The sequence below is a fragment of the Shewanella sp. VK101 genome (genome assembly GCF_056497865.1).
This window is the reverse complement of sequence record NZ_CM151402.1, coordinates 3,053,439-3,071,254: the sequence shown is the minus strand read 5'-3', so window position 1 is coordinate 3,071,254 and position 17,816 is coordinate 3,053,439. Positions and strand designations below refer to the sequence as shown.

11 protein-coding genes are annotated in these 17,816 nt (G+C 53.7%); 8 read left to right on the top strand and 3 right to left on the bottom strand.

Translation table 11 applies throughout. The features are described 5' to 3' along the window. Nucleotides 1–38: 38 nt before the first annotated feature. Both ACSHSR_RS13740 and ACSHSR_RS13735 read right to left on the bottom strand, forming a co-directional pair. Nucleotides 39–3,113 carry a MexW/MexI family multidrug efflux RND transporter permease subunit gene (locus ACSHSR_RS13740; RefSeq protein WP_144158513.1) on the bottom strand — a complete coding sequence of 1,025 codons (3,075 nt, stop codon included), beginning with the start codon at nucleotides 3,111–3,113 and terminating at the stop codon, nucleotides 39–41. Beyond that, nucleotides 3,110–4,303: an efflux RND transporter periplasmic adaptor subunit gene (locus ACSHSR_RS13735; protein ID WP_345869766.1), complete on the bottom strand. Its 1,194-nt coding sequence runs from the start codon at nucleotides 4,301–4,303 to the stop codon at nucleotides 3,110–3,112. The genes ACSHSR_RS13740 and ACSHSR_RS13735 overlap by 4 nt, the downstream gene beginning before the upstream one ends. 119 nt (nucleotides 4,304–4,422) lie before the next feature. On the opposite strand from ACSHSR_RS13735, the gene soxR reads away from it, so the two are divergent. Further along, nucleotides 4,423–4,908, top strand: a complete 486-nt coding sequence (gene soxR, locus ACSHSR_RS13730) for a redox-sensitive transcriptional activator SoxR (RefSeq protein ID WP_146507864.1) — start codon at nucleotides 4,423–4,425, stop codon at nucleotides 4,906–4,908. A gap of 108 nt (nucleotides 4,909–5,016) precedes the next feature. Beyond that, nucleotides 5,017–5,529 (top strand): tRNA adenosine(34) deaminase TadA, encoded by a 513-nt coding sequence (gene tadA, locus ACSHSR_RS13725; RefSeq protein ID WP_096141360.1) that lies wholly within the window; start codon nucleotides 5,017–5,019, stop codon nucleotides 5,527–5,529. Between the two features lie 244 nt (nucleotides 5,530–5,773). Here tadA and mltF read toward each other — a convergent pair whose 3' ends face one another. Beyond that, nucleotides 5,774–7,225 carry a membrane-bound lytic murein transglycosylase MltF gene (gene mltF, locus ACSHSR_RS13720; protein ID WP_208184585.1) on the bottom strand — a complete coding sequence of 484 codons (1,452 nt, stop codon included), beginning with the start codon at nucleotides 7,223–7,225 and terminating at the stop codon, nucleotides 5,774–5,776. A gap of 291 nt (nucleotides 7,226–7,516) precedes the next feature. On the opposite strand from mltF, the gene purL reads away from it, so the two are divergent. The 6 genes from purL to ACSHSR_RS13690 all read left to right on the top strand — a co-directional run bounded on the left by purL (nucleotide 7,517) and on the right by ACSHSR_RS13690 (nucleotide 17,518). Further along, a complete protein-coding gene (purL, locus tag ACSHSR_RS13715) occupies nucleotides 7,517–11,398 on the top strand; it encodes a phosphoribosylformylglycinamidine synthase (RefSeq protein WP_208184629.1) in 3,882 nt (1,293 codons plus the stop codon). A 1,177-nt stretch (nucleotides 11,399–12,575) separates the two neighbouring features. Continuing rightward, the gene (locus tag ACSHSR_RS13710) at nucleotides 12,576–14,150 is read left to right on the top strand and encodes a cytochrome ubiquinol oxidase subunit I (protein ID WP_025886552.1); all 1,575 of its coding nucleotides are present in this window, start codon (nucleotides 12,576–12,578) and stop codon (nucleotides 14,148–14,150) included. Between the two features lie 16 nt (nucleotides 14,151–14,166). Continuing rightward, the gene (cydB, locus tag ACSHSR_RS13705; protein WP_028779211.1) at nucleotides 14,167–15,306 is read left to right on the top strand and encodes a cytochrome d ubiquinol oxidase subunit II; all 1,140 of its coding nucleotides are present in this window, start codon (nucleotides 14,167–14,169) and stop codon (nucleotides 15,304–15,306) included. Nucleotides 15,307–15,318: 12 nt separating this feature from the next. After that, nucleotides 15,319–15,432, top strand: coding sequence for a cytochrome bd-I oxidase subunit CydX (gene cydX / locus ACSHSR_RS13700; protein WP_025009779.1), 114 nt, complete (start codon nucleotides 15,319–15,321; stop codon nucleotides 15,430–15,432). A 119-nt stretch (nucleotides 15,433–15,551) separates the two neighbouring features. Further along, nucleotides 15,552–16,889 (top strand): IS4 family transposase, encoded by a 1,338-nt coding sequence (locus ACSHSR_RS13695; protein ID WP_186264650.1) that lies wholly within the window; start codon nucleotides 15,552–15,554, stop codon nucleotides 16,887–16,889. A gap of 44 nt (nucleotides 16,890–16,933) precedes the next feature. Beyond that, complete coding sequence (locus ACSHSR_RS13690) at nucleotides 16,934–17,518, top strand: nucleotidyltransferase family protein (RefSeq protein WP_208135600.1); 585 nt, start codon at nucleotides 16,934–16,936, stop codon at nucleotides 17,516–17,518. Nucleotides 17,519–17,816 lie beyond the last annotated feature (298 nt).

The following is a 17,816-nucleotide window of genomic DNA, read 5'->3' as shown; positions in this document are numbered from 1 at the left end:
AATCGCGGGCAGTTTGGTCTTTCTATAGCGAGCCCGAGTTACTGGCTCTGCAATACCGGCGCCAACTGCTGCTGTCTTTCATCTATGCGGGTATGGTCCCGTGCCAGCAGGGTGTAGATGGTCGGCAATATAAACAGGGTAAACAGCGTGCCTATCAACATGCCGGAAACGATCACCAGGCCCAGACCGAAACGACTGGCGGCACCGGCGCCGCTGGCAAACAGCATGGGGATAAGCCCAAATACCATGGCTGCCGTGGTCATCAGCACCGGCCGCAGGCGGATCCTGGCGGCTTCCAGTATCGCCTGTTGACGGCTCAACTGTTTTTGCTGTTGCAGCTCGTTGGCAAACTCCACCATTAAAATGCCGTGTTTGCTGATAAGGCCTATCAGAGTGACCAACCCTATCTGGGTGTAGATATTGAGAGTGGTCAACCCCAACGCCAGTGGCAACAGGGCGCCGCAGATGGACAAAGGCACAGTGATCAGAATGATAAGCGGGTCAATCAGGCTTTCATACTGCGCCGCCAGCACCAGATAGATGATCAGCAGCGCAGCGATAAAGGCAAAGGCCAAACTATTGCCTTCGTGCACATACTGGCGCGAGTCAGACTGCCAGTCATGGCTGTAGTCGGCGGGCAGTGCTGCAAGCTGCTGCTCGAGGAAGGCCACAGCTTGCCCCATGCTGACTCCCGGCGCCGGAATCGCCTGTAAGGTGGCGGCATTTTGCTGGCCGAACTGACTCAGACGGTTTGGCTCGACTCCGCGCTCGAGTGTGACCAGGCCGGAGAGGGGCACCAGAGTGCCATCAGTGCTGCGTACATACTGTTTGCCAAGCTCTTCGGCCGAGAGGCGTTGTTCCCTCAGGCTTTGGGGGATTACATCATAGGCGCGGCCATCCATGGCGAAGCGATTGACATAGTTCTCGCCCACTAGCAACGCCAACGACTCGGCAATATCCTGCATCCTCACCCCTAAGCTGTTGGCCTTGGCCCTGTCGACACTGAGTTGCACCACTGGGTTGTTGTAATCCAGATCGCTGTCCACCACGACAAACAAACCGCTCTGGCGCGCCGCCTGCTTGATTTGCTCCATGGTTTGATAAAGCTCGGGGTAAGCGCCGGGGGAGCGCAATACCATCTGCACCGGCAGCCCGCCGGTGGAACCGGGCAGGGGCGCCAACTGGAAGGCAAAGATACTGCTGCCCGGGATAGTGCCCGCCAGTTGCTGCAGCTCGGCCTGAATAGCACTGGCGTCGCGGCTGCGTTCACTCCAGTCACTGAGATTGATACCGCCGAAACTGGCCGCCGGGCCGTCGGTGCCATTGATTATCCAGGTACCCTGGGTTTCCGGGATCCGGGTAAATATTTGATCCAACTGCCGGTTGAAGTGCTCGGCATACTCGAGATTGGCATGTTGCGGCGCCTTGATGGCGGTTAATACGCCGGCCTGATCTTCCGTGGGGGCCAATTCCCGCTGCGGCTGCAAATAGAGCCATGGAAGAGCAAGCATCACCAGCAGGGCGAAGCCCAAGCTGAGGGTTCTGTGGGCGAGTGACCATTTCAGCAAACGGCCATAGCTATCGCCCAAGCGCTCGAAAAAATGCTCGGCGGCGCGGGCCAGTCGGCCTTCGCTCTGCTTTGGTTGCAGCAACATTGAGCTCATTACCGGCGATAAGGTCAGCGCAACTATGCCTGAGACAAGTACAGCACCGGCCAGGGTCATGGCAAACTCACGAAACAGGCTGCCGGTGAGGCCGTCCATCAAGCCTATGGGGGCATAAACTGCCGCCAGAGTAATGGTCATGGCTATCACAGGGCCGGCCACTTCGCGGGCGCCTATCAGGGCAGCTGCCACTGGGTGTTTCCCCTCTTCGATATGGCGGTGGACGTTTTCTACCACCACAATGGCGTCATCCACCACCAGGCCTATGGCCAGCACCATGGCCAAGAGAGTGAGCAGGTTAATGCTGAAACCAAAGGCCAGCATCAGTGCAGCGGCGCCGAGCATGGATAGGGGAATGGTGGCTATGGGGATCAGCACAGAGCGCAGCGACCCGAGACACAAGAGGATCACCAGCACAACTATCAACAGTGCTTCGAGCAAGGTGCGCAGCACTTCATCTATGGATGCCTGAATAAAGCGGGCGTTTTCATAGGCAAGTTCCACCCGAACACCCGGTGGCAAGGTTTTGCGGATCTCCGGCAACTGCTTGCGAATGCCATCCACTATGATCAGAGGGTTGCCCTTGGGGGTGGCAAATAGCCCCAGATGCACAGCTGCCTGACCATCCATGGAGGCGCTGCTTTCTTTGGAAGCGGCGCCCAGCTCCACAGTGCCGACATCACCGAGGCGCACCAAGTCCCGCCCATCGTTTTTCAATACCAGATCGCGAAAGGCTGCGACATCAGTGATATCGGTATTCACCTTGATATTGGCGACAACAAACTGGCCCTTGACCACACCGGGAGCGGCCTGAAAGTTGTTACGTCGCAGCGCATCGGCCACATCGGCGGCCGTCAGGCCTCGTCCGGCAAGCTTGTCGCTGTCGAGCCACAGGCGCACCGCCAGTTGTTGACCGCCAAACTGCTGGACCTTGGCCACACCGGTAATGCTGGCAAATCTGGGCTCGACCACCCGCGACAGATAGTCGGTCAGGGCCGGAATGCTCAGGCTGTCACTGGCAAAACCGACATAAGCCACGGCGGTGGATTCACCCGAGGAGCGCTCGATAACAGGATCGAAGGCATCCTTGGGCAATTTGTAGCGCACGGCACTGACCTTGGCCATCACTTCGGTCAGAGCCTGGGTGGAGTCACTGTTGAGTGTCATCCTGAGTTGAATTTGACTGCGGCCCTGGGTGGAGGATGAGGAGATAAAATCGACGCCCTCCACTGATGACAGCGCCTGAGTCAGCACCTGGGTCACAAAGCCCTGCATCAGCTCGGCCGAGGCGCCGGGATATTGGGTTGTCACACTGATAGTGGCGTTTTCCAGCTGCGGATATTGGCGCACCGGCAACTTGCCAACGGAGAACAGCCCCAGCAATAGGATAAGACTGCTGACCACCAGTGCCAGCACCGGACGCTCGACAAAACGGTCGGTAAATCTCATTGTGATTGCCCCTTGCTCTGATAAAGCAGCGCTGCGGTGAGGCTGTCCTGGCCCGTGCTGCTGACCTGGACGCCATCACTCAGCCTGAGTTGACCGGAGGTGACCACCAGTTGATCAAGCGACAGGCCGGAGATGACCTCGACCCAGCCATTCTGACGTTGGCCGGTTTTAACTGCCACTTTGTGGGCCGTGAGGCTTTGTTCTCCGGCATCGACCCGAAACACGGTTTCGCCCCAGGTGTTATAAGTGATGGCGCTTTCGGGGATCATCAGCGCCTGGCGTCTTGACTTTTCCAACGCCACCCGGGCAAACATGCCGGCTCTCAGCTTGGCAGCGCCATTCTCCTGGCTTGGATAGCTGGCCGCCTTTTCGGCAGGCTTGTCGTCGACTTGCTCTTTATCATCAGGCTCGCCATCAATAGGTTTTGGCAGCAATATTGCCTGCAGTTGCAACATTCGTGAGCTGCCGACAATCGGCTCTATGGCGCTCAGTCTGGCGGGCCAGCTTTCATTGGGGCGTAAGTCTGTCCTGAGTTGCAATGTCTGCCCAAGCTCAAGTTTATCGGCCTGGGCTTCGCTGATGGCAAAGTTGATTTTGAGCTGGCTGTCATCCACCAATTGGGCGATGGTTTCACCGGCACCAAGGTATTGGCCCAAGTGAATTTTGCGGATCCCCAAGGTACCGGAGAAGGGGGCCTTGATGGCCTTTTGGGCTATCAGAGCCTGGGTTCGGGCGACAGCGGCGCGGGCCATATCGCGTTCGGCCAGGGCATTGTCCAGTGCTTCCCTGGAGGCCAGATTATCGGCGGCCAGGCTAACGAGACGCCGATAGGCACTCTCGGCTGCCAGTAACTGCGCCTCTTGCTGCAACAGTTCGGCTTGCTCCACCGCATCATTGAGCTGCACCAAGAGTTCACCGGCTTTAACCTGTTGCCCCGAGTCGAAGTGCAGCGCCGTTACCCGGCCGGATGTCTCGGCAGCGACGGCGATTTGGGCCGCGGCTTCCAGTTCGCCGACGGCGTCGAGTTGCTGTGGCAGGCTGATTTGTTGCACGCTGGCCAATGACACAGCCACAGGGCCATAACCATGGCCGCCACTGTCAGCCTCATCATCGGCTTTCAGGCCGTATGTAAGACCCAGGCCGAGAAGCAGCGAAAGGCCAAGCATCAGAGATAGGGAGTTGTTGATCATGATAGCGACAAGTTTCCTGTGTTTTTTGTCGTTTATGTAAAGGGGCCATCCTTGGCGGGGGTTGATTTATTCCTTCGGCGGCACTATAAAACCTCAAGTTAACTTGAGGTCAATAGTCGATGAACACAAAATTTACTGCCGAACCTGAAAATGATGACGAAGGGGCATCCCGCGGTGCTCTGACCATAGGCCAGGTCGCCAAACGCAGTGGGGTACCGGTGTCCACTATTCACTTTTATGAGTCCAAAGGGCTTATCAGCAGCCAGCGCAGCAGTGGCAACCAGCGGCGCTTTCCCTCGACTGTGCTTAGGTTGATTGCCATCATCAAGGTGGCGCAGCGCACCGGAGTGCCGCTGGAGGAGATAAAGCAGGCACTGGCCAAATACGGCACCAACGCCAAGTTGACGGCGGCGCAGTGGCGGACAATTTCCGCCGAGTTAAGGGTCTCGCTGGATGAGAGGATCAAGAAGCTGACCCGGCTGCGGGACGAGTTGGACAGCTGCATAGGCTGTGGTTGTTTATCGCTGGCCGAATGTCCACTCAGAAACCCAGATGATGTGCTGGGGCAGGAAGGCGCGGGCCCGAGGATCCTGGAGCGGCCTTGAGTCTATGCCGCATGCAGGCGCCGAAAGAGTCGATATCCGCTGGTATCGGATTTGGTACTGGTATTCATGCCAGTTATACTGGCGCCGCATTGAGAACGGATGGATAGAATGACAGAGAATCGCGACTTACATTGGATGCAGTTGGCCATGGAGATGGCGCAAAAGGCTGAGGCCCTCGGGGAAGTGCCGGTAGGGGCCGTGCTGGTCAAAGATGACAAGCTTATTGCCTTTGGCTGGAACCAGCCTATTGCCGCCAACGACCCCTGTGCCCACGCGGAAATTCTCTGCCTCAGGCAGGCGGGCAGTCAACTGGAAAACTACCGTCTGCTGGATACTACCCTCTATGTGACGCTGGAGCCTTGCGCCATGTGCGCCGGTGCCATGGTGCATGCCAGGGTGGGGAGACTGGTGTACGGGGCTGCGGATCCCAAGACAGGCGCGGCCGGTTCAGTGCTGGATCTGGTGCGTCATCCCCTGTTCAATCACAAGTTGGCGGTCAGTGCCGGGGTGATGGAACAGGAGTGCAGCGAACAGTTGAGCGCCTTTTTCAGGCGACGCAGACAGGAGCAGAAGACATTGAAGCAGGCAAGGAAGCTTAATCCGCCTGCTGCAGAAAACTGAAGAAGAGTTTGTGACGGTTGAGAATGCGTTTGTGACGGGTTTTAACCAGGCTGCGGCGACGGGCCATTGCATTGTTAATGGTCTTTCTTTTCATAAGCTTACCTTAGTTTATTCAGATGTCTTTGTTAGTTTTTTGGCATCAATGACAAGCTAACAGCTTATTTAAGCTTGCGCCAGCCCCAAATGGCGGGCAGCGCATCAAAGCAAGACTGTTTGGCGCGAAAATGAGTCGTGTGCGGGGTTTTCAGTTGGGCTGGGCACCGCTGAGTTCGGTTTCTTCCCCGGCCTGGGATTCCGCTTCTCTTTGTGCAGCCTCTTCCTGAGCCTGCTCCCTGGCCAGGGCTTCCAGTTTGGCCTGATTGTCTATCCACACCAGAGTGTCGTAGTAACGGCGAATGCTGTCGACATAATGCACCGCCTCGTTGCCTCTGGCATAGCCATAGCGGGTATGTTGGTAGTATTTGCGCTTTTGCAGCAAGGGTAATACCTGCTTGAGATCTTTCCAGGCACTGGGATTAAGGCCTCTGGCCTGTGCCAACTTACGGGCATCCTCCACATGGCCATAGCCTATGTTGTAAGAGGCGAGGGCAAACCACATCCGCTCCTCCTCCGGAATAGACTCAGGCAGGCGCACCAAAATGTCGCTCAGATAGCGGGCACCGCCACGGATGCTCTGCTCGGGATCGAGGCGATTCTCCACTCCCAACTGTTTGGCGGTTGCCAGGGTCAGCATCATCATGCCGCGCACGCCGGTCGGTGAGCGGGCCCTGGGGTTCCAGTGCGACTCCTGATAACTGGTGGCGGCCAGCTTGCGCCAGTCGAGTTCACCGGCATAGGTTTCAAACAGATGGCGGTACTTGGGCAGCTTGCTGTCGACCGCGCGGATAAAAGCGCGGGTGTCAACATAGTCGAAACGTTTGACATGGCCGAAGTACTTTTCCACCAAGTGTTCCAGCGTGCCGTCTCTTTGTTCCTGGTGCCAGAAACGCAGCAGTTGGCTCATCAGTTGATCGCTTCCCCGGGGTGGCAACAGCCAGACCACAGCCTGTTGCTGCTCCAGCACCTGGCCGGATCTCAGCTCAGGCATAAAACGGCGATTGATATTGATGCTGGTGGAATCTGAAATGGTGTAGCTGAGTTCGCCGCTGGCTATCATGCTCAGTAGCTCTTCATTATCCTTATCTGCGACCTGTTGCCACTCAAGGTTGGGATTATCTGCCTTGAGTCGGTTCAGGGTTTCCACAAACGACGAGTCGGCTATCACAGTAACAGGTGCATCCAGGGCGTTGAGATCTTTGGGGACAGGGGTGCCGGCGCGGTAGACCATCACCTGATTGACCCGATAAAGCGGTGGCCCGAGACGAAACTGTTGTCTGCGGCTACGGGTATCCGACAGCCCGGCGGCAATCAAATCTATCTCGTTTTGTTTCAGCGCCTGGTAGAGCTCATTGATATTGCCATAGGGCTTCATCTCCAGCGGCTTGCCGAGAAAGTCGGCGAAACGCGCCGCCATCTCATAATCAAACCCGGCACTGCCCTGGGTGGAAGAAACATAGATTTGTGGGCCATAGAGGGTGCCAACCCTGAGTTCCTTGGCCTCATTCACCGCAGGGATTACCTGAGTTTCATCCACGACAGCTTGCCGGCAGCCTGCCAGCAAGATTATCAGGGTGAGAGTCGCGGTGAATCGTTTCATTATCTATCGGTAAAAGCCCTTAGCCTGTGGTTTGCCGCTGAGATAGGGGTTATTCCTTTTGTTTGATTAATTTACAAATAAATTCAATGAATTGCGTCTTGGTTGCAGGCCTGGTATCCCCATGATTGAACCATGGGGGCAGGCACCGGAGGGTATATTACCCCATAGGATTACTTTATATCACAGGAAACACTGTTTTAAGCAAAGTCTGAGGTGATTTGTAGGGCGCATTTACCTATAATAGCGCCACCTCTGACCCTGTAATTATAAATAATAAGGTGATAAGACGTGATGGAGATCATCCGCGGAGCCCCCGCACTCTCGGCATTCAGAGTGCAAAAGCTGATGCAGGCCTGTGAAGCCGCCCAGCTTCCGGTAAAGCAAATCTATGCCGAATATGTTCATTTGGCTTATCTGAGCGAAGCGCTCAACCCCGATGACCAAGTGCAGTTGAGTAAGATTCTAACCTACGGTCCGGCCATCGAATCCCACGAGCCCCAAGGCACTCTCCTTTTTGTTACTCCCCGTCCCGGTACTATTTCTCCCTGGTCTTCCAAAGCCACCGACATTGCCCAAAACTGCGGCCTCAAGCAGGTAAAACGTTTGGAACGCGGTCTGGCTTACTATGTGGAATCCGACGCTCTGAGCAGCGAACAGTTCAAGAGCCTCAAGGCGCTGCTGCACGACCGCATGATGGAAGTGGTACTGGACAGCTTTGAAGCGGCCGATGTGCTGTTTGCCCGCACTGAGCCCAAGCCTTTTGTCAGCGTCAACATTCTCGGCGAAGGCCGCCGGGCGCTGGAAATCGCCAACCGCGAAATGGGCCTGGCGTTGGCCGATGATGAAATCGACTACCTGGTCACCAATTTCCTGCGCCTTGAGCGCAACCCCAACGATATTGAACTTATGATGTTCGCTCAGGCGAACTCAGAGCACTGTCGTCACAAGATCTTCAACGCCGATTGGACCATTGACGGCGAAGTGCAGCCCAAGTCGCTGTTCAAGATGATCAAGAATACCTATGAGAAGACCCCGGACTATGTGTTGTCGGCCTATAAAGACAACGCCGCGGTAATGACAGGTTTTGAAGCCGGGCGTTTCTTCCCCGACAGTGACGGTGTTTATCGCTATCACGCAGAGCCGATGCATATTCTGATGAAGGTGGAGACCCACAACCACCCGACCGCCATCAGTCCCTATCCTGGTGCAGCCACCGGCTCGGGCGGTGAAATCCGTGACGAAGGCGCTACCGGCCGCGGCTCCAAGCCCAAGGCGGGTTTGACCGGCTTCAGCGTATCCAACCTCAAGATCCCGGGCTTTGTGCAGCCTTGGGAAGGCGACTACGGCAAGCCGGACCGGATTGTGACTGCCTTTGACATCATGATTGATGGTCCTCTGGGCGGCGCCGCTTTCAACAACGAATTCGGTCGTCCGGCCCTGCTGGGATACTTCCGCACCTACGAGCAGCAGGTTTGCAGCCACAATGGTGTCGAGGTGCGCGGTTATCACAAGCCTATTATGCTGGCTGGTGGCCTTGGCAACATTCGCGAAGAGCACGTACAGAAAGGGGAGATCTCCTTAGGCGCCAAGCTGATTGTACTGGGTGGCCCGGCGATGAACATTGGCCTTGGCGGCGGCGCGGCTTCCTCCATGGCGTCCGGCCAGTCCAGTGAAGATCTGGACTTTGCCTCGGTGCAGCGGGAAAACCCGGAAATGGAACGCCGCTGTCAGGAGGTTATCGACCGCTGCTGGCAGATGGGCGATGCCAACCCCATCCAGTTTATTCACGATGTGGGCGCCGGTGGTTTGTCCAACGCCTTCCCTGAGCTGGTAAGCGATGCCGGTCGCGGCGGTAAGTTTGAGCTGCGTAACGTGCCTTCCGATGAGCCAGGCATGAGCCCGCTGGAGATCTGGTGTAACGAATCCCAGGAGCGTTATGTGTTGTCTGTGGCAGCCGAAAACCTGGATACCTTCGCCGCCATTTGTGAGCGCGAGCGCGCGCCATTTGCTGTGGTGGGCGAGGCGGTTGCCGAGCAGCACCTGAGCCTGAGCGACGAGCACTTTGACAACAAGCCTATCGACTTGCCGCTGGAAGTCTTGCTGGGCAAACCACCGAAGATGAGCCGTGATGTAGTGAGTCAAAAGGCGCAGTCTGCGGCGCTGGATGAAGCCTCCATCGATCTCGCACAAGCCGTTAAGCGGGTGCTGACTCTGCCAACCGTTGCCGACAAGAGCTTCTTGATCACCATAGGCGATCGCACGGTAACCGGATTGGTGAACCGCGATCAGATGGTCGGCCCCTGGCAGGTACCTGTGGCGGATTGCGCCGTTACCGCCGCCTCGTTCGACAGCTATGTGGGCGAAGCCATGTCCATGGGCGAGCGCACTCCGCTGGCCTTGCTGGATTTTGGCGCCTCGGCGCGGATGGCCGTGGCCGAATCCTTGCTGAACATGGCCGGTGCCGATATCGGCTCACTGAAGCGCATTAAGCTATCGGCCAACTGGATGTCTGCAGCCGGTCACCCGGGTGAAGATGCCGGCCTCTATGAGGCGGTCAAGGCAGTGGGCGAAGAGCTGTGTCCCGAGCTTGAACTGACCATTCCCGTGGGCAAAGACTCAATGTCGATGAAGACCGCCTGGGAAGACAAGGGTGAGCAGAAGGCGGTTACCGCACCTATGTCGCTGATCATCTCTGCCTTCGGTGCGGTGCGCGACATTCGCAATACCGTGACCCCTGAGCTGCGTACCGACAAGGGCGAAACCCTACTGCTGCTGGCCGATCTGGCCAAGGGCAAGACTCGTCTGGGCGGTTCCTGCCTGGCGCAGGTGTTCGGTGAGCTGGGCGATATCGCGCCGGATCTGGATCAGGCAGCGGTATTGAAAGGTTTCTTCGAGGTGACTCAGCAGTTGGTGGCCGAGCGAAGTTTGCTGGCTTACCACGACAAGAGTGACGGCGGTCTGTTCACCACCTTGGTGGAAATGGCCTTCGCCGGTCACACTGGCCTGAAGGTGGATATTTCTGCGCTGGCCGGCAGCGCCCTGGCGCGCCTGTTCAACGAAGAGTTGGGCGCCGTGCTGCAGGTGAGCAAAGACCAAGCCGCCGAGATTATCAAGGCTTACACTGATGCCGGTGTGGATTGTCATCCGATAGCAGAGCTGAGCGACGATGGCCGCATCCGTATCCAGGATCAAGGTGCTGAAATTTATAGTGCTTCACGTACCGAGCTGCGTAAGCTCTGGTCTGAAACCACCTACAGAATGCAGGCGCTCAGGGACAACCCTGAGTGTGCCCGTGAAGAGTTTGACCTCAAGCTGGATGAAACCGATCCAGGCCTCACGGTTAACTTGAGCTTTGATCCGGCAGAAGACGTTGCCGCGCCTTATATCCTCAAGGGCGCTGCACCCAAGATGGCGATTTTGCGGGAGCAAGGGGTCAACTCGCATATCGAGATGGCAGCCGCCTTCGAGCGTGCCGGTTTTGAAAGCCGTGATGTGCATATGTCGGATATCCTCAGTGGCCGTATCAGCCTGGAAGAGTTCCAGGGACTGGTGGCCTGTGGTGGCTTCTCTTACGGTGATGTATTGGGCGCCGGTGAAGGTTGGGCCAAGTCCATCCTGTTCAACAGCCGTGCCCGTGAGGACTTCAGCCGCTTCTTCGAGCGTGCCGACAGCTTTGCTCTGGGTGTTTGTAACGGTTGCCAGATGCTCTCCAACCTCAAGGAGATCATTCCGGGTACCGAGCATTGGCCGCACTTTGTCCGTAACCGCTCTGAACGCTTTGAAGCGCGTTTTAGCCTGGTGGAAGTGCAGCAAAGTCCATCGCTGTTCTTCAGCGGTATGGCCGGCTCCAGAATGCCGATTGCCGTTTCCCACGGGGAAGGGCGTGCCGAGTTTGCTTCAGCTGCCGCCATGGCAGCAGCCGAGCAGAGCGGCACTGTGGCGCTGCGTTATGTCAATGGTAAAGGTGAGGTGGCCAGCTTGTATCCACAGAACCCCAACGGCTCGCCCAACGGCTTGTCCGGGATCTGTAGCCTGGATGGCAAAGTCACCATCATGATGCCTCACCCTGAGCGGGTGTTCCGCACAGTCGCCAACTCCTGGCATCCGGAAAACTGGGGTGAAGACAGCCCTTGGATGAGAATGTTCCGTAACGCCAGAGTGAAGTTGGGATAAGGTTAAAAATCATCCCATAAAGGGTAAAAAAAGGCGGGTATTTATAACCCGCCTTTTTTATTTAACTTTTGCCCTACAGTAAAAACTTTAAATCATCAATAGCTTGCACTTTGTTCAGTATATTCTTATGTATTGAAGTGTCAAAATGCAGGCTTTACAGCGCTTAACAGGCTAAAGCCGGACTAAGGCTGGAATCACTCTTTAATGGCTGCAGAGACGAAAAAGCCCCATAGGAATACCTATGGGGCCGTTTTGCGCTAACAAAACTTCAAGACAAGCAGTTGCTCAGCTGTGATTAGTAAACCAGTTGAGACTTGTAAAGTTCAACAAAAACAGGCTTGTAGCAGTTAACCAGACGTTCAAAAAACTTTTTCATAGCGATATCTCCACACAAAGTTCAGTCAATGTGCGCGGAGGAAGGTCTGCAGATATTGATGTCGGCCGACCCGAGCGTCTCCTTAACACAGGCTACATATTAGTCAACCCTGGCGGCTTTATCAAACGAGAAATAATATGATATGAGATTAGAAAAATTAATCTGAATTTTTGGTGATTTTTATGTTTGGTTAATTGGTGTTTATTTATTTCATCATAATCAAATGGTTAAAAAATAATGAGATCAAAATCACACGATTTGAGTTAGCATATTTAACCTTGAGAATTGTTAAAAAGTTTATTTTGGCTAGTTTATACGTGTTTTTTCATAAAGCATCCAAAATGATGGATTATTTATAGTTGGTGCAAATGCTCTAACAGGATTTTGCCACAAAGTCAATACTCATCCTTGGTGGCTGTGTGCCCCTCCGCAAAACCCAGCTAAAGCCCGGAGTTTGATTGATTTGCGTCAAATTCAAGTGGTATAAAATCAGGGCAAATCTTAGCTGAACTAATAACGCAAGTGCCTGATATTAAATAATTTGCAAATATTGGAACACTGGCAAATGCTGATGCTGATCGCATAAATCTGCAAAAGCGTGATTCGCCTCTCGTTAAGGCCGCCAAAAACCGATTTTTAAGCTTTTGGTGAGTTAAAGCGCAGCAACGCGAATCATTTGGGTGGTTTATCCGGGTTTCCGGGTAGATAAGAAATTAATGAACTAAGCTATCCAACTCACCACCTGTTGTCTTTGATGGGGATCTGAAGACAACGGGCGGAGCACCATGTAAGGAGTCACAAATGATAGTTGAAGAAGTCGTTGAGCTATCGCGCATACAATTCGCGCTGACAGCCATGTATCACTTCTTGTTTGTTCCTTTGACTTTGGGTTTGGCCTTCCTGCTGGCAATCATGGAATCACTCTATGTGATGACAGATAAGCAGATCTACAAGGACATGACTAAATTCTGGGGCAAACTTTTCGGTATTAACTTTGCCCTGGGGGTTACCACAGGTCTGGCAATGGAGTTCCAGTTCGGTACCAACTGGTCCTACTACTCACACTATGTGGGTGACATTTTCGGTGCTCCTCTTGCGATTGAGGGCTTGATGGCCTTCTTCCTGGAATCCACTTTCGTGGGTATGTTCTTCTTCGGTTGGGACAGATTCTCCAAGCGTCAACACTTGGCTGTGACCTGGTTGGTTGCATTGGGAAGTAATTTGTCTGCGCTGTGGATCCTGGTCGCCAACGGCTGGATGCAAAACCCTGTGGGTAGCGTGTTCAACTATGAAACCATGCGTATGGAAATGACCAGCTTCGCGGAAGTGGTATTTAACCCAGTCGCTCAGGTTAAATTTGTTCACACTGTCGCTTCCGGTTATGTAGCCGGTGCCATGTTTGTTCTGGCTATCAGTTCTTACTACATCCTCAAGAAGCGTGACCTGCCATTTGCCCGCCGCTCTTTCGCCATTGCGGCGAGTTTTGGTATGGCCTCTATCCTGTCTGTTATCGTACTGGGTGACGAATCCGGTTATAAAGTTGGTGAAGCTCAGCGGGTGAAACTGGCAGCGATTGAAGCTGAATGGCACACAGAGCCTGCTCCGGCAGCCTTTACTGCGATAGGTTTCCCTAACCAGGAAACCATGCATACCGACTATGCCATCAAGATCCCATATGCCATGGGTATCATAGCTACTCGTTCTATCGATGAAGAAGTTACAGGTATCAAGGATCTGATCGCCGAGCACGAAGTTCGCATCCGCAACGGTATGAAGGCTTATGCCCTGCTTGAGCAGTTGCGTGCCGCCAAGGCTGACCCTGCTATTGAGGAAGATCCTGCGGTTCGCGCGGCTTTCGAAGAGCAGAAAGTTGACCTGGGTTACGGTCTGTTGCTGAAGCGCTACACAGATAAAGTGGTCGATGCCACCGAAGAGCAGATTAAGGCGGCCGCCAGGGATTCTATTCCAAGCGTAGCACCGCTGTTCTGGAGCTTCCGTATCATGGTGGGCCTTGGTTTCGTCATGCTGGTAGTGTTTGCAGCTGCCTTCTGGCAGAGCACACGTCATCAGATTGAAGAGAAGAAGTGGGTACTCAAAGCTGCGCTCTACAGCTTGCCTCTGCCTTGGATCGCCATCGAGTGTGGTTGGTTTGTGGCCGAGTATGGTCGTCAGCCATGGACTATCTCCGAGATTCTCCCGACCTTTGTGTCTGCTTCCAGCCTGACGGCGGCCGATCTCTGGTTCAGTATCATCAGCATTACTCTGTTCTACACAGTGCTGCTGGTTATCGAGCTCTTCCTGATGTTCAAGTTTGCGCGCCTGGGTCCAAGCAGTCTCAAGACCGGCCGTTATCACTTTGAAAAACTAGAAGCCTGAGCAGAGGGATTTCATTATGTTTGATTATGAAATATTAAGATTTATCTGGTGGTTGTTAGTTGGCGTCTTGCTCATAGGCTTCGCTATTACTGATGGCTTTGACATGGGGGTAGGTGCCTTACTGCCAATCTTGGGTAAGGACGATACCGAGCGCCGGGTGATGATTAACACGGTTGCTCCTCACTGGGATGGTAACCAGGTGTGGTTGATCACCGGTGCCGGTGCCCTGTTCGCCGCTTGGCCTACTGTATATGCCGTTTCTTTTTCCGGCTTTTACGTGGCCATGATCATAGTGTTGCTGGCGCTGTACCTGCGTCCCGTAGGTTTCGACTATCGCTCCAAGATAGAAGATCCACGCTGGCGCAAGAGCTGGGACTGGGCATTGTTTGTCGCAGGTTTTGTTCCTCCGCTGATCATAGGTGTTGCCTTCGGTAACCTGCTGCAAGGCGTGCCTTTCAGCTTCGACGAGTACCTGCGTGCCCACTATGATGGTGGCCTGTTCGGTCTGCTCAATGGCTTTGGCCTGTTGGCCGGTCTGGTCAGTGCCTGTATGTTCATGATGCAGGGTGCTTGCTGGTTGCAGATGAAGACCGAAGGTGAGCTGCGCAATCGCGCCGCTGCAGCTTCACAGTTGACTGCACTGCTGCTGATTGTACTGTTCGGTGCAGCCGGTGTGTGGCTGGCTACCGGTATTGATGGCTATGTGGTGACTTCGGCTCTGGATACTAACGCCGTATCTGACCCAACCATGAAGACAGTTGAAGTTGTTTCCGGTGCTTGGATGGCCAACTACGACAAGTACCCAGTAACCATGCTGTTCCCTGCTTTGGGCCTGTTGGCGCCTGCCTTGGTGCTGCTGACCAGCCGTATGGGGCGTAGCGGTTTCGCCTTCCTGTTCAGCTCACTGGCCATTGCCGGTATCATCCTGACCTGTGGCGCGGCTATGTTCCCATTCGTGATGCCTTCATCACAGGAGCCTAACGTCAGTCTGACCATGTGGGATGCTACCGCCAGCCAGATGACTCTGACTGTGATGACTTGGGTTGCGATCATCTTTGTACCAACAGTGCTGAGTTACACCTGCTGGACTTACTACAAGATGTATGGCCGTCTGAACCGTCAGCACATTGAAAACAACAGCACATCACTTTACTAAGGAGCCTGAATTATGTGGTATTTCACTTGGATACTCGGCATTTTATTGGCTTGTTCCTTCGGTATCATCAATGCTCTCTGGTTGGAAAATACAGAGAACATGGATAGAGACACTGAAGAGAAGTGATAGCTTGAGTTAGAATCGAAAGCCTCCGCCTGCGGGCAACGTAGATCAGATAAGGATCGGTTGACCGATCCTCCTGATGAGAGACAATCGGAAACCTGTTTGTAGGTTTCCGATTTTTTATGTCTATTCAAAACTGCTTTGCCGACTTTCTTGAAGAGAGTCCTGTTGATGTCGCTCAGCTAACCACCTTCTCCGAGCATATTCCTGACGAGTGGATTGCTAAAGCGGTAACACTTTCCGATAAAGCGACGATTCGTCGACGTCGCTTACCGAGTGATATGGTTCTTTGGCTTATTGTTGGAATGGCGTTTTTCCGCAACGAACCGATTGCCGAAGTCGCACGGCGAATGAATGTCTGTGCCGAGGGGTTAGCCGATGAGGAGCTGTTAGCAAAAAGTGCTTTAACGCAAGCAAGGCAACGCCTTGGCAAAGCAGCCCCAGAATGGTTATTTAGGCAATGCAGCCACAGGTGGGGGTTAGAGCGTTACCCTGAGGATACTTGGCAAGGTTTGCAAGTCTTTGCTGTGGATGGCGCGCTTTTTCGAACCGCTGACACACCGGAGCTAAGAGACCATTTTGGGTCAGGGAATACATCCAGTGACAGACAGACGCCTCATCCAGTATTAAGGGTGGTGACCATGATGAATGTTCGCTCTCATGTCATTGTCGATGCCGCTATAAGCCCTTATCGTCGAGGCGAAATTCCTCTTGCTATGCCCTTTATTGACGCCTTACCGGATAACTCCGTGACCTTATTGGATAAGGGGTTTTATGGAGCAGACTTACTCCTTTCTCTCCAAAATAGTGGTGCTAACAGACATTGGTTGTTACCGGCGAAGAAGGGGGTGAAATACACCCTTCTGGACGATGAAGAGAGTGACGACATGCGAGTCGAAATGAAAGTCTCTCCACAAGCACGCAAGAAAAATCCTAACCTACCTGAAACATGGCAAGTGAGAGCCGTGACTTATCAGGTACAAGGTAAGCAAAAAACCGTATTTACGTCTCTTCCCAGAGAGCAGTACGATGCGGAATCAGTCGCGGCGCTTTACCACGAGCGATGGGAAATTGAATTAGGGTATCGAGACATAAAAAGTTCGATGCAACACAATGCGTTAGTGCTGAGGAGTAAGACTGTCGAACTTGTCTATCAAGAGTTATGGGGGCTGCTGCTTGGTTATAACTTGGTGAGACGAGAAGCGAGTCAGGCGGCAGTAGAGCATGGTCGAATGCCCAATGAAATCAGCTTTAAGTACGCTTGTCAGTTCATCGCAAGTCAGCTCAAAGTCATGAGCAAAGCGGTGTCACCAGGTAATACGCCGAAGCGTCTAAACAGTCTGCGAGGAGACTTGTCCATCCTTTTTATAGACAAACGCCCTAAGCCAAATCGGCCTAGGGCGGTAAAAATATCAAAGACCCGATATCCTGTTAATCACAAGGCAGCTCCGCTTAAGTGAACTACGTTGCCGCCTGCGGGGGCTTTTGTCTTTTTAAGGGGGCTATGGTGGCAAATGATGAGTTAGAGCCGAGAGGGCCGCAGCAGGTCAGTGAAAGTGAGGCGGCTGAGCTGATTGAAAACTGGCTCATGCAGGACAGGATGCGAATGCAGGTACTTGAGTGTGTTGCAAACCTTGGGCCTATTGATGCCTGGGTCGCCGCAGGATTTGTCCGTAATCTGGTGTGGGACAAGTTGCACGGCAGTGTATCCAGGCTCAGCGACATAGATGTGCTCTACTTTGAGCCAAACGACAGCTCGGAAGTCACCGACAGGGCCTATGAGGCCAAGTTGGCCACAGCACTCGACTTACCATGGTCGGTAAAGAACCAGGCCAGAATGCACCTTAAAAACCACCATAAACCCTATACTTCAGTGATTGATGCCATGAGTTACTGGCCAGAGCAGCAAACGGCCCTGGCTGTCAGGTTGAGGGCAGGGGAGCTGCAACTGCTCAATCTGTTCCCGCTTGGCCCATTACTGGCGCTGGAACTCAGTCCTAATCCCAAGAGCACTCCCGGCGTATTCGAGAGTCGGCTCAAGGCCAAGAATTGGTTGGCAAACTATCCGTTGCTCAAGAGGCTTTACTGAGTACTTTCTCAAGCATTCTCTGACACATTTATCTTGCCGATTGCAGTTATTTGGCATCCTCTGCTTCCTTTTCTCTCCAGTTAAAAACACCATTCTGTAAGTGCTGGTCAGCATATCTTACTGTGACTGATTGTTAATTTTTGGTTGTGAGTGGCTCAAGCGTTATTGCTCGAAAAATGTACTTTTCTTTCACTTTGGGGTTAATGGAGTTTTGAACTGGCTCACTTATTTTAAAGGTGCAATATCAATAAATCTTTATTTTGTGTGATCTGTTTCGCGCTTGTTGTATCTAAATCTG

Bases quoted from the DNA above. Each gene is read 5' to 3' on its own strand.
- ACSHSR_RS13740 (WP_144158513.1), bottom strand. From the start codon at position 3,113: ATGAGATTTACCGACCGTTTTGTCGAGCGTCCGGTGCTGGCACTGGTG.
- ACSHSR_RS13735 (WP_345869766.1), bottom strand. From the start codon at position 4,303: ATGATCAACAACTCCCTATCTCTGATGCTTGGCCTTTCGCTGCTTCTC.
- soxR (WP_146507864.1), top strand. From the start codon at position 4,423: ATGAACACAAAATTTACTGCCGAACCTGAAAATGATGACGAAGGGGCA.
- tadA (WP_096141360.1), top strand. From the start codon at position 5,017: ATGACAGAGAATCGCGACTTACATTGGATGCAGTTGGCCATGGAGATG.
- mltF (WP_208184585.1), bottom strand. From the start codon at position 7,225: ATGAAACGATTCACCGCGACTCTCACCCTGATAATCTTGCTGGCAGGC.
- purL (WP_208184629.1), top strand. From the start codon at position 7,517: ATGGAGATCATCCGCGGAGCCCCCGCACTCTCGGCATTCAGAGTGCAA.
- ACSHSR_RS13710 (WP_025886552.1), top strand. From the start codon at position 12,576: ATGATAGTTGAAGAAGTCGTTGAGCTATCGCGCATACAATTCGCGCTG.
- cydB (WP_028779211.1), top strand. From the start codon at position 14,167: ATGTTTGATTATGAAATATTAAGATTTATCTGGTGGTTGTTAGTTGGC.
- cydX (WP_025009779.1), top strand. From the start codon at position 15,319: ATGTGGTATTTCACTTGGATACTCGGCATTTTATTGGCTTGTTCCTTC.
- ACSHSR_RS13695 (WP_186264650.1), top strand. From the start codon at position 15,552: ATGTCTATTCAAAACTGCTTTGCCGACTTTCTTGAAGAGAGTCCTGTT.
- ACSHSR_RS13690 (WP_208135600.1), top strand. From the start codon at position 16,934: ATGGTGGCAAATGATGAGTTAGAGCCGAGAGGGCCGCAGCAGGTCAGT.